The following is a 13,313-nucleotide window of genomic DNA, read 5'->3' as shown; positions in this document are numbered from 1 at the left end:
CATTCCTGAAAAGGCGCGTTTAGCTCCCAATTAGTGATCAAACATTATTTACACGCTGAAAATTAGACGATTTTTAAAATAGAAAGGTAACCAGCAACAGGCTTTACAACCCTAGCTGATAGCAAAGCTTACTTTTCGGTAATGATCCGTTGTGTTTTGAGTGGTCAGCCACGCTCACTGATGGTTGGATAAAAAATAGGCATCAATAGAGGTAGCTGCTGTTGCTGGTGTCAATTCCCACTAATAAAACTCAGTCAGGAGTGAATAAGATGATGTTCAACAACCAACCCTGCGTCACCCTCTCACTAGCCATCTCCATTGCCCTAGGCACTGTAAGCCTCAGTGCCGATGCCGATGGCTTAATCACCGACCCACGCATTCGTCCACAATCGCAACTACAAATCAACTCCAGCGATCCACAGTTGGATATTGCTATCGACCGCTCGATTAACTACATCTACGATTATCTCGTTGTCGGACCACAGCAATTTCCAACTACCGAGGTTGAACCCAGAATTACTAAATTTAGAGAGGCTGGCGTTGATGCTGTGCCATCATTATGGGGCAGTTATCATGGCACCCCCACAGCTAATGCCCAAGGTTACCGAGAAAATTTCTGTCTTAGAGATGTGGCACACCAAACCGAAGGCGCAGCGCTGTTAAGTTTAAATGAAGAGAATTTCGACATGCTGCATCGCTTTGCCTTTGATGCACTGCAAAGTAAACGGGTACAGATAAGCGATCCCAATTTAGATCCCTTAGACCCCTGGGCCTCGGCTACACCAAAGAGCTTTTGGCAGGAATACTGGACGCTATGGTCGTATAACTTTTATGGTGCCCCCTACTATATGGACGCAGGTTTCCAAGAGTTACCGGCACCACTAGAGTTACTAGAGAAAGTCTATCTAATGTATGAGCAAACTGGCGATAGCAGATGGCTATCTGATACCTTTATCGACTACGGTCGGCAGCTACATCAACAGTTTGCCAAGCGTTATGATTTCAACGGTAATGGCATTGTCGACAACCGAGGAAACGAGGGAATACTCCCAACCCTATGGGAATTTGAAGGCGCTAGCCACATTGCCGATGATGAGCTGATATTCAACCTCTCTAACGATGAGCAGAGCGGTACGCTCACCATTAAACAGGAGTACTTTGCCCGACTCGGCGTACAAGATATGGGGCTGAAAGTCCGTTTTAAAAACGGTAAAGATGACTACCTTTCGGTACGAATTAACAACCTAACCAACCAACAAGGCCAAACACCTCGTTTAAGCCACGACTACCAGTTTATCGAAAACACTCAAACTGTGCCCGATATCTCGGTGCAGCTCAATATCGATGAAACCACAACGCTTAGCGAGGTTTTTGATGGTGAGACAGCGCTTACTTTGGGTAGCGATTACACCATCTCTGGCAACACAGTTATCATAAAAAGCACTTATCTCGACGCAATTTTACGCAGTCAATCCTACCGGTATAAATTCTCTTTTGGCTTTGATTTCTCAGATGGCATCAGCCAACGAATGGTGGTCGAAGCGGGCTCAAGAACCCATGCAAGTGATATCTTAGATGTCAGCGACATCACCCTAGACTGGCATAATTTAGCCGATGTAACCCTCAACCTAGATTTCAGTCAAACCCCCACTGAAAACCGTCAACTCTACCGCGTTGAAAATGCGATGAATCGTGTTGTAGAAGCAGGCGATACCTTAGGCGTTCAATACCAGGCGACATTAGCCTTTGAGAAGATGCTCAGTGCAAAAGCAGCATTAACTGAACCAGGAGCGACCCAAGATGCCTTGCAGGCTGAAGCCGAACGCTATCAACAACAAGCCGCAGCGCTACTGCAAGATTTTCGTCAGCGATGGTACGATGACAGCAAGCAAACCTATGCCAGAGCATTCGATGGCTATGGCAACGCTATCTTTGGCTGGGGCCATGAAAATAGTTTTTTCATGCCAATGAAGGAGCTATTACAACCAGGAACTAAAGCCGATGCCTACCTGCAGTTTATTCATGACAACTCAGAAAACCTAAATGAAGAGGCAAAAACCTACCTTGCTGAGGCATTTTTCAACTATGGTCAAAATGACCGTGGTTGGTACTGGATGCAAACCGGTCTAGAGCGCTTTTATAGCAACCGAACCGACGAACAGATGATTAAGACTTACCCTGAAATAGCCTTTACTAATGTCTCAAACCTCATAACCCATATGATGGGATATCAGCCCAAGGTCCACCTTGGCCGAATCGATACCCTGTCTCGACTGCCCGAGAGTATGGAGTTTGTCCAAGTAGAGCAGCTCCCCTATGGCCAACAAGCTATGGACATCAACGATTATACTCGCACCATTGATAACCATATATCTCTTAAACACCAAGGTGAACACAGCTCAACCCTGAGTATCAGTAATAGCAATCAACCACTACTATGGCGAGCACAATTTAATGGTGCTCACCCCACTCTCTATATCGATGGCCAGGCGGTCCCTGCAAACACACATACTATCAATGGAGTAGAGATAAGCTATGTCGAGTTAACCGTATTCAGTGGTCAACCATACACTGTGGCAACCACTGACGGCAGCACGCCACCACCAGTCACTCCACCAAACACCGGGGAAACAAAGTTAACCAGTCTAGCCCCAGTATCACAACACAGCGATTGGGGCGATATCAACATCAATACCAGTGTTGATGGAAACCCTTTACGGGTAGGCGGCGTTATCTTTAGTGATGGCATTGGTACCCATGCGAGCAGTGAACTGGTTTACGACTTGGCGGCTCACTATCAAAGCTTTAGTGGTCACGTTGGCGTAGACGACGAAGTCGGCGGTAACGGTTCGGTCCAGTTCACCATTTTACTCGACGGACAGCTGGCCTTTGATTCAGGCATACTCAGTGGAGGGGATACTGCAGTCAGCTTTGATCTAGATGTCACTGGTGTTAGCCAGTTAAGCCTGATCGCCTCTGATGGCGGTGATGGCATTAATAGCGACCATGCTAACTGGCTAAGCCCGACATTAACCCCGATGGACACCGTGTCGCTGTTAAGCCTCAGCCCCACTCAAATTGACACAGGTTGGGGGACGACTCAGTTTAATCAAAGTATCGACGGCAATGTGCTTTCCATTGCTGGCATTGAGTATGAAGCAGGTATCGGGACTCACTCCCACAGTGAGATCAGTTATGATCTGGGTTCAGGCTATCGTCAGTTTAGCGCTTTGGTTGGTGTTGATGATGAAGTAGGCAGCAATGGCAGCATCCAATTTAAAGTCTTTCTCGATGGTCAGCTTGCGTACCAAAGCCCGTTGATGTTTGGAGGTGATGTCGCACAGGATATCGACCTCAGTGTGAATGGCGTCAATCAGTTAACCCTTGTCGCCACTGATGGCGGCGATAATATCAACTTTGATCATGCAAATTGGGGTCAGCCAACGCTGAGCAAATAACTACCGACCAACTAAGGGGCGCTTTCACGCCCCTTTTATCACTATCGACATCACTAGAAGCAGCAGATGTTCACATATACATTCGCAATACTCACCTTAATCGGCGATACGGTGTTTGATCTTGTTATTGACGGCCGCAATCAAGGTTTATGGGGTTAGCTGTGCTAGTCCCATGATGTGGAAAGTAACGTCATTTTGATGTTCGATTGGCAATCAGCCAATAGGTCACCCCAAGTGCAATGATCACCGCAGCGGCTCCCCAAACATATTCAGCGGGAGTCTGTTTAAAGTCTAATACAATAATTTTACGCGATATGGCCATTAACGCCGTGGCAATCACCAGTTGTACATGTATCACCTCCTCTTTAAGGTAGACAGTGATGTTTTGAAATATCTCAATGGCAATAAGCACTGCAAGGAAGGCGCCGAATATGGTCAAAATGTGCTTCATATCCACTAAGCCATAGGGAGGAGTCAACACTTCGGATGCTAAGATCTGCGCGACATACACCACCGACCAAAGGATCACTAAAGTCATCAACAGGGCCAATACTCTAACTGAATAATGTATGATCAAACCCAAGGGTTGATTAACGGTTCACGTTCAATTTTTTCCATTAGTCTCTCCTCTACACCAAACACCAGGTCACTCTGACCTTGCCGATTGAATCAATGACGTTAGTATATTTATTTCCCACAAGATGATAATTAACCATTTAAGCAAATGTCTTTTACCAATTGGTAATAATAAGAAACAAAACGAAACGATGGATGATCAGTTGAAAGAGATATAGTGAGTTTGTGGTAATGGCCGAATCACCAAGTTTAATCAAGCAACGAAGAGATTGAGGATGTAAACAACCTAGGTGAATCGCCAGTTCAGCACACTAAAAATGTATGGCTACCAAGTCGTCGCATCCCCACAAGGGCTTATTATTGATTACAGCAGCTGTGACCTATGGCGAAAAGCACATCGTACTAACCTTAACGCAATTCCCTGTAATTTGCTGAGTAACCAAAACAACAGCTTTTCAAGTGACGAGTTGCTCTGGCTATCCGCTTAAGCCAGTTGATGAATTCTACCAGGATGGCGAAAAAGCGCGGCGGTCGAAGTCTGTCTCTGTGTACTCCCCAATGTACATTGCTACTGCAACACGGAAGTCCGGCTGCGGGCGAAAAATGATAAGCTAGCACTCAAGTAAGCTATTTCGCCCGCTATGACTATAGATTTATTGTTAACTTATTGTCGCCTTTATAGTGATATACCTGCTTAGGTTTTCCAACTTGAGATACACTCACTTGATAGTCAGTAGCCATTCGGTCTACACAAAGATCAAATTCAGTATTAAAAGCTTGGACCTTATTCAAGCACATATTATCCCAGCCAGTCGGTAGATTCGGCGCAGCGGTAAAGCGTTTCAGTCCTACAGGCTCAATGCCAAATATTCCTTCAGTCACGACACGAGCATACAAGCCACTTTCTGCAGAGAGGTGGCGCTGATCTCCTTCTGGCCACGCTTCGACAGCATAGGGAACATGTTCACCAAGTAAACGTTTGCGCGAGTAGTATTTAAAGTAACGCATGGCGGTATCGGTTTCATTAGCGGCAAATATGCCTCTAAAGGCATAAAGCGTGGCTCTATCCCAAAATGTGCTATTACCAGATTCACTGTAGATCCCATCGGCACTCCATAGCTTATCAGACAGTAATGCTGCTAATGTTTCATCTTTTCTGTCATACACACCAAAGGTTAACGGTAGTGCAATCCATGCCCTAAGCTTCTGATTACCTTCAAAATACCGATAGGTATCAAAACCCTGTACATTCGCACCAAAGTAGTTTTCAATATCAACGGCTAACTTTTGCGCGCGTTGGCGATAATCGTTAGCAACATCTATTCGACCTAACTCCCGATTAAGGTGCGTCGACGAAATGAGTGCGCCATAGGTCAACATATTGGTACTTAAATTAACATCACCCGCAGGAAAACGCCCTTCCAGTTCGTCACTGTCCGAGGCGATCACGCCTTGGGGCGTCTGCTTATTAAAACTGTAGGCGATACACCAGTCGATCAGTGGCGTTAACTGTTGTGCTTGTGCGACATCACCATAAGCTAATGCAAAGCGACTGGCACCATAGGCTATCATTGCACAATCCCCCCGATCACCTGCACCATCCCAATAGTCATCACCTTCTGCAATAATCGATGAAGGAATATAGCGACCCTCATCATTCATAAAGCGAGCGAAATGGTTAAAGCTATTGATCGCCGATTCATTGCCGTTGTTATCCCCTAAAAACGGAAAAAACGGGTTAATATACTCTGCCTGGTCGTTGGCCCAGATCGCTGCATAATACCGGCCACCGCCCGGCCCGTGCATCAAGCCACCTTTAGTTCGAAATATCGACTCTGCGCCACGTAGCTTGGCAAAATCAAACATCTTATTAATGATCGGATCAGGCGTTTGCAACTGCAGTTTGCTACTAAGGCTAGCAACATAAGCTTGACGCTTTTCAAGCTCCTGTTGACCATCAAAGTTAACCTGTTCATCTTCTCTGGTCGCCATATAACTTACATAAATATCCAACGACGCGCCTTGAGCAAGCTTATAGGTCCCCTGCTGCTCACTTGAAGCTTGAATCCGATAACTTCCATAAACGCCATGCGCTTTTTCTGTATCCACAGAGTACTGCAACGGGCCTAGTGCCAATTGTGCTACTTGATTTCCGTCATTGGTAAAGCGCAGCCGTTCAACCATAAGTGGTTTATCAGTGCTTGGGGAAAGGGTTCGTGTCAATGAAACTTTATCACTGAGCTCACTCACTAAGGCAAGCTGGCCGTTGATCTCGACTCGTTTGAGCTGCTCTGACTTCACAGCCACGCCATTGAGCTCCACCGGCGGCGTTACCGCTAGCGGGAAATCATGGATCAGACTGGCGTGGGTATCGTTAGGTATCGTACGCAACATTGGCCATACTAGCTTTCGCTTAAGCAGCAGTTCACCTTGTTCACCACTACCATAGTAGATGATAGCCGATACCTGCTCACCACTGAACTCGATATGATCTTGATGGCTATCTTGAACCTGCCAAACAATGCTGTCATCGTTGAGTTGCCAACGATTATGCAGCGTATCGGCTAACTCACTAAGGTAAGTTTGACTTTTGGGAGTAGACGCCACAACTGGATTATCATTCGTATCGTTTGAACAAGCTGATAATAATGTGAATACGCATGCAGACGAAATAGTTAATACTCTCATAGAATTCTCATAATGCAGTTTTATTATTTAAAATTTGAAATTTACACAATCTAAAACACTATTAATGACTATGCGACTCCTATATAGCCACACCTAATTGAACCACGATTATCTCCTACTCAGCTTACTTAAAACAATAATAATTTACTGAAAAGTAGTGGTACAAAATGTTCTACCCTACCTTCTTACGAAACTCTAAAGGTGACATTCCAAACTCACGTTGAAATATGTCGTAAAAACGGCTTACGGATCCAAAACCTGCTTCTAATGCAATATTCAAAACTGGATTCTCTGTATCAATAAGCAAAGCTTGAGCATGTTGTAACCTAAGTTTATTAATATATTGCTTTATCGATACCTTCATTACTCTATTAAATAGTTTCATCGCATAGTTTTTGTGTAGGCCCGTTGAGGTTGAGACATTTTCTATCGTGATCTTTTGATCATAATTATCTGCGATATACCTCAGCATTGTCTGTATATGTGATAAGCCACCAACCACTGACTTCTCTACAGTACAGTTCACTTTTTGAACTAGGTTATAGGTGCTGTAATCTTCAATTGCCATACGCCTAATACGGCCACGAATTTCATTGATAACTTGACTGGCTAGCAAAGGGTTATTACTGGCGATATCGGTTTCCCAAATATGAGTCAACTCCTTATCACAAAAATAGAGACTATCTGAAACCATCACCTCACCATGCAGTAGTTGGCTTACAAAACTTCCTGGCAGCATCCAAGTCAAAAAGGCTTGTAGCGGAATATAGATATTTACTATCTCACCTTTGCCACGAAATGCGGTCATCTGATGTGGAATAGATGCCCAAAAAATGATCATCCTTCCCTCTGGAACCGATATTTCTTGACCATTGATTAAGTAGTCTGCAGAGCAATCGAATAAGTAATTTATCTCAATATGGCCATGCCAATGACTGTGACCCATCACCTCTGGTGTTTTGCGGTGAAATCCAAACTTATTATCTTGATCCTGAACAGTTAGCGGACTCGCTTCGCTAAATGAAATTCTTTCTACCCATTCAAACATAGCAAACTACCTAACAATTAACGGTGAATTTCAACCTACATCAAAAACATTTCGTTAACAAATAAAAGCTATTTTATGGGAACTTAATATCCAAAAACAGGAGGGTTACACATGAAATTAATTCAATCTAAATATTATAGCGCTCGTTAAAAAGACAAAGCGGGAGATATTTTACGGTAATCATAGGAGCTATTTCGGGAAGTAACCGAAATCTTACAAGCGCTATAAATATTAAAGTTCGGTGAATGATAAATATTCATCACTGATGTTTGACACTGATTAATTCAGACCAAAATTAAATAAAAATAAATTAGTGCTGTGACTAGAAATGAATGAAGGGAATACTATGAAACGTAACTATCTTGCTTTTGCAATTAGCCTTGCTTTGGCGACATCATTTTCGGTTTATGCCGATGAAGAGATAAAAAACAACACTGAAACCGAAGAGGATGAGATCGAGGTCATTGAAGTTCGCGGTGTATTAAGCAGCCTTAAAGAAGCCCAATCTATCAAAAAGGAAGCCGATAATGTTGTCGATGCATTAGTGGCTGAAGATATCGGAAAGTTTCCCGACAGCAATGTCGCAGAAGCGATGCAACGTATACCTGGCGTGAGTGTTAATCGTCTACGAGGTGAAGGCCAAAGCATCACAGTGCGCGGGCTATCAGGTAACTACAATGTCACCACACTTAATGGTCGAAAAATTGCTTCTGAAACAGTAGGAAGAGACTTTAACTACGACCTTATTGCTGCCGAATTGATTGGCGGAATCCAAGTAAACAAAACACAACAAGCCTCGTTGCCGGAAGGCGGTATCGGTGCCATCATCAATATTGACACCCTTAAGCCCCTCTCAGTGGGCAGTACCCTAGCAGGTTCACTAGAAGGTTATTATAACGAGCGCGCAGGTGAATTTGACCCCCAAGCTTCATTTCTCATCAGTGAAACCTTTCTTGACGATGAACTAGGCTTGCTGTTTTCAGCTAATCACACCTCTTCATTTACTCGGTTTGACAGCCACAGTGCCCAATGGGGCTGGCATGAATGGAGTGAAGCTGAGCTACTGCCTGATGGTGATGAAAACGTTTCAGGTCGATTGCCAAACTGGCCGAATATCATGGTGAGTACTGATAAACGCGAACGTACTGGCGGTACCTTCGCCTTACAGTGGCGACCAACACCGGAGTTGGATATTAACTTTGATGCGCTTTATACCAAGTATGAAATAGAATCTACCGGCAATATGATCTCACTGGCACTGTTTGAAGGCACAAACATGGATAACATCCAGCAGGTCAACTTTGGGGCTGATGGCCACAGCAACTCTATCATCATTGGTGAGCCGGGTAACATGAACTCTCCCGCCATCGCTGAGCTACTGGAAGCGCAAAATCCGCGTGACAGCGATACCATGCAAGTGGGACTCAACCTCAATTATATTTGGGACAATTTTAACTTTAACGTCGATATGGCCTATTCAGAAGCAGAAGATGCCTCGGCTGCAGTCAGCTGGGTTGTCGTGCGCACAGCGATTGACACCCTGACCATGAACTGGGATAACAACGAAGCCGTCCCTGATATCACCTTTGGTGATACTGTTCTCGATGAGAATATCGATTACGGCGGCTGGTATGCCCGCATCAATGGTGACAAAGTTAAAGACAAAACAGGAAACTTTCTATTTGATGGTAGTTATGAACCTGAGAGTGGCATCATCAGCAAAGTGCTATTCGGTACTGGTTACAACATGCAGGATAAGGGCAAAACCTTTTGGGACCAGGACAACGCTAGCGCCTATACATTTCGAAATGGCGCGACAGAGAGTGAATGGGTAAATGCCCCTGACAGCGAAAAAGTCGTAATCGCTGGTAATACCCTGTGGGGGCCGCTACCGGACACAGCCTTAAACCCTGGTAGTTTTGATGACTTCATGGGTAACTCTAACGCCAACCTCCCTAGTACTTGGGCAGGGATTAACATCCCTGGTTTATTCAATTACTACCGTGAATTAGATGAAGACGCATTCAATCAGTACTTAGTACCTCGACCTAACCTATCAGGTGGTAACACCTATGGAGTAAAAGAGGAGACTATCCATGCCTATGCCGAATTGATCCTGGAAGATGAACTCTGGAATATTCCTTACATGTTAGATTTCGGCCTACGTTACGTCGACACCACGGTGACGTCATGGGGTTACTCGCAAGATCCTGCCAATATCGTCTTCGATGCCGATGGTTTATTCACCGATGACGTTGACATTGTGGGCTTAGTCGAATTTGAGGGTGATTACAGTAAGCTACTACCCAGCTTTAACTCAAAATTTGGCCTTACCGAAGATTTGGTCTTCCGTCTATCTTTGTCTCAAGCGATTTCGCGGCCAGCACTAACTCAACTGTCACCGGTTACCTCCATATGGCAAAATGAAGAGAAAACACCACCAGAAAACTTTTTGTATGAGAATGACCCTGGATTAGAGCCATACTATGCTGACCAGCTCGATACGACCTTAGAGTGGTATTATAGTGACGAAGGCACACTTAACTTAGCCTTCTATTACAAAGAACTTCATGGATTTGTTAACTATGAACCAACTAGGGAAACGATTGCTGGAGCCGAATTTGAAGTCACACGCCCCTATAATGATGATGAAAATGCGTCGCGTATTCGCGGTTATGAACTTAACTGGTTACAAACCTTCGATCCCTTCCTCCCGGAATCCTTAGCTGGCTTTGGTATCTCCGCCAATTACACTTACAACAATAGTGAATCTGGTGAGTTTACTGATGATGGTGAACAATTACCTTTTAAGGGACTGTCTGATCACCAATACAATATCGTCGCCTTTTATGAACAACATGGATTCATGGTCAATCTTGCTTATAACTATCGTTCCGAATACAGCCTAGGCAAACAGTGGTATTGGTCAAATGAGATCAATGACTGGGCTTCAGAAACGCTACAGGTGGATGAATGGGGCCAGCTCGATATGCAGATGGGTTACGATCTCAATGAACACTTAACCATCACGTTCGAAGCCAACAACCTGCTTGACCCAGACTATGTGCAATACCTCAACGGTGATAAGAGTCACGTCGACTATATCTCAAGTTGGGGCCGAAGCTATCGAGCAGGCATCAGATTTAAATTCTAAACTCCCTTGCCGTATGATTCAGAGGTCTCCATATCTGTAATCATTTTGCCCACTGTGCATTCAGTGGGCTTTTTTGCTAGCGAGAGAACGCTGGCGCTTTTTTAACAGCACCGCAATGGCTAAGTCGAACATCAGTCATTGTGTCCAATAAATAGCTATCTCTTTATCGTTAGCTGCTATCAGCGTAATTTCCCTTAGCGCAGAATTACACAATATGTCATTTGCAATCAGTTGACGCCCATGGCTCTCACTACCGAATAGCATGATTGTTATCTTGTTGTGTTTTACATCAATTGCAAACACGTCACCACTCCTAAGGTGATTTTTTAGGAAACATTGGCTCGGTTTTCATGCGCCTACCTTGCAGCCGAAATGATTCAATACGGTTTAACTCGCTTAATTATGTTCCTTATAAGCAACCATTGAAGTAGGAGAATATGAACATGTTGCATCGCTTATACCGCTTAGTCACTTGGCAATCCCATTTATGGCTAACATTACTTTTACTACCAACCTTTATGGCGAACGGCAAAAGCTATCAAGTCACCTCACCCGATGGCAGTATTACTCTCGAAGTGTCTGTCAAAGATAAAGTCAGTTATCAAGTCAGTGTCGATGGCCAAACCATCATTAAGCCGTCACAGATCGCGATGATGTTTGAAGATGGCACCCAATTTGGAGTCAAACCTAAGGTACAATCCGTTAGCCGCAACTCCATCGATGAAACCCTAACCCCTATCGTCAAAGTGCGCAGTGCCAAAGTGGCTAACCGCTATAACCAGCTTACGCTCAAGCTAAATCAGCACCAACTCACCTTTCGTGCTTTTGATGAAGGCGTAGCCTACCGTTTCAGCGGCCAACTCAAGGGCAAGAGCGTATTAACTTCCGAGCTGGTTAATTATAATTTCATCAATGGTACATTTGCCTATTTCCCATTTGAAAAACGTTTCAATACCGCTACTCAACCTCAGTTCTCACCCATTTCAGCCAAGGGTATCGACGCAGATGAACTGGGCAGTTTACCAGCGCTGTTTGTTGCAGGTGGAATCAATGTATTACTCACCGAAACTGATTTGCAGCAGTTTCCAGGATTATGGTTAAAAGGAGACAGTCATGGGCATATCGTTGGGGTTCACCCTAATGAGCTTAATTCGCAAGATGAGTACTTAGACAATTTAGGCGTCGTTAGCAAAAATCGTCACTACCCTTGGCGAATCATCGCCATTGCCCGTACTGATGCCGAACTGTTAGATAATCAGATGAGTTTTACCTTAGCAGAGCCCTCTCGCCTTAAAGACACCGACTGGATACAACCCGGTAAGATCGCATGGGATTGGTACAACGAAAACAATCTAAAAGGTGTCAATTTTAAGGCAGGGATCAATACCGAAACCTACAAGTATTACGCTGACTTCGCGGCGGATTATGGTATTGAAAATATTCTCATTGATGATGGTTGGTCGACCCACGAAAATGTGCTCACAGTGCTACCGGGTATTGATATCGAAGCGATCGTTCAACACGCAAAGAGTAAGGGCGTTGGTGTTCAATTATGGGTTCCGTTTAGTGGCCTTGATCGTAATATGGAACAAGCCTTTAAGCGCTACGCCCAATGGGGGATAAATGGTGTAAAAATCGATTTTATGGACAGTGACAGTATCAAACGAGTTGACTTCTATTGGCGAGCTGCCGCTATGGCAGCAAAATATAAAATCATGGTTAACTTTCATGGCTCATACAAACCCGCCGGCCTACATAGAACTTATCCCAATGTGATGACTCGCGAGGGGGTTCGTGGCCTCGAAAACTACAAATGGTCAGAAGTCAGCTCAACCCATAACCTACACCTTCCCTTTATCCGGATGATTGCAGGCCCGCTAGACTACACCCCAGGTGCTATGCGCAACGCACAGAAGAAAAATTTCAAGGTGATCTGGTCACGGCCAATGAGCCTAACCACTCGGGCACATCAGGTGGCGATGTATATCATCTATGAAAGCCCGCTACAGATGTTGGCGGACACACCGACCAGCTATCAAGCAGAGCCAGCAGTGCCACAATTTATCGCGCAAATCCCCACCGTATGGGATGACTATAAAGTCATAACAGCGACCATAGGTGAGCAGTTTAGTATCGCCAGACGCCTTGGCAATGACTGGTATATCGGCGGCATGACCAATCATCAGCCAAGGCAACATCATATTGATCTTTCCTTCCTCAGTAGCGGCGAATATCAGATGGAATTACTCAAAGATGGCATAAATGCCGACAAATTTGCTGAGGACTACGTGCTAGAGCGAGGCAGCGTTACAGCAAATAGTAGGTTAACGGTAAATATGGCCGCTAACGGTGGCTATGCGATCAAGCTGATTAAATTGGATAATTAGCA

The 13,313-nt window shown here is 44.6% G+C and carries 6 protein-coding genes; 3 read left to right on the top strand and 3 right to left on the bottom strand.

Features of this window, described 5'->3' with window-relative positions; all coding sequences use genetic code 11:
• The first annotated feature begins 269 nt into the window (after window positions 1-269).
• Window positions 270-3,458 carry an NPCBM/NEW2 domain-containing protein gene (locus ACHUFW_RS04845; protein WP_394201033.1) on the top strand — a complete coding sequence of 1,063 codons (3,189 nt, stop codon included), beginning with the start codon at window positions 270-272 and terminating at the stop codon, window positions 3,456-3,458.
• Between the two features lie 190 nt (window positions 3,459-3,648).
• Here ACHUFW_RS04845 and ACHUFW_RS04840 read toward each other — a convergent pair whose 3' ends face one another.
• The 3 genes from ACHUFW_RS04840 to ACHUFW_RS04830 form a co-directional block, all read right to left on the bottom strand.
• Window positions 3,649-4,008 (bottom strand): phosphate-starvation-inducible PsiE family protein, encoded by a 360-nt coding sequence (locus ACHUFW_RS04840; RefSeq protein WP_394201144.1) that lies wholly within the window; start codon window positions 4,006-4,008, stop codon window positions 3,649-3,651.
• A gap of 671 nt (window positions 4,009-4,679) precedes the next feature.
• Window positions 4,680-6,722, bottom strand: coding sequence for a hypothetical protein (locus ACHUFW_RS04835; RefSeq protein ID WP_394201032.1), 2,043 nt, complete (start codon window positions 6,720-6,722; stop codon window positions 4,680-4,682).
• Window positions 6,723-6,894: 172 nt separating this feature from the next.
• Complete coding sequence (locus ACHUFW_RS04830; protein ID WP_394201031.1) at window positions 6,895-7,770, bottom strand: helix-turn-helix domain-containing protein; 876 nt, start codon at window positions 7,768-7,770, stop codon at window positions 6,895-6,897.
• Window positions 7,771-8,116: 346 nt separating this feature from the next.
• On the opposite strand from ACHUFW_RS04830, the gene ACHUFW_RS04825 reads away from it, so the two are divergent.
• A complete protein-coding gene (locus tag ACHUFW_RS04825; protein WP_394201029.1) occupies window positions 8,117-10,924 on the top strand; it encodes a TonB-dependent receptor in 2,808 nt (935 codons plus the stop codon).
• 443 nt (window positions 10,925-11,367) lie between these two features.
• On the top strand, window positions 11,368-13,311 hold the full coding sequence (locus ACHUFW_RS04820; RefSeq protein WP_394201027.1) for a glycoside hydrolase family 97 protein: 1,944 nt from the start codon (window positions 11,368-11,370) through the stop codon (window positions 13,309-13,311).
• Window positions 13,312-13,313: the final 2 nt, after the last annotated feature.

The organism is Shewanella waksmanii (genome assembly GCF_043643685.1).
Taxonomy (GTDB): domain Bacteria; phylum Pseudomonadota; class Gammaproteobacteria; order Enterobacterales; family Shewanellaceae; genus Shewanella; species Shewanella waksmanii_A.
This window is presented reverse-complemented; position numbering and strand designations above follow the sequence as displayed.

Coding starts and splice junctions, on each gene's coding strand:
- ACHUFW_RS04820 (WP_394201027.1), top strand. CDS start 11,368: ATGTTGCATCGCTTATACCGCTTAGTCACTTGGCAATCCCATTTATGG.
- ACHUFW_RS04835 (WP_394201032.1), bottom strand. CDS start 6,722: ATGAGAGTATTAACTATTTCGTCTGCATGCGTATTCACATTATTATCA.
- ACHUFW_RS04825 (WP_394201029.1), top strand. CDS start 8,117: ATGAAACGTAACTATCTTGCTTTTGCAATTAGCCTTGCTTTGGCGACA.
- ACHUFW_RS04845 (WP_394201033.1), top strand. CDS start 270: ATGATGTTCAACAACCAACCCTGCGTCACCCTCTCACTAGCCATCTCC.
- ACHUFW_RS04830 (WP_394201031.1), bottom strand. CDS start 7,770: ATGTTTGAATGGGTAGAAAGAATTTCATTTAGCGAAGCGAGTCCGCTA.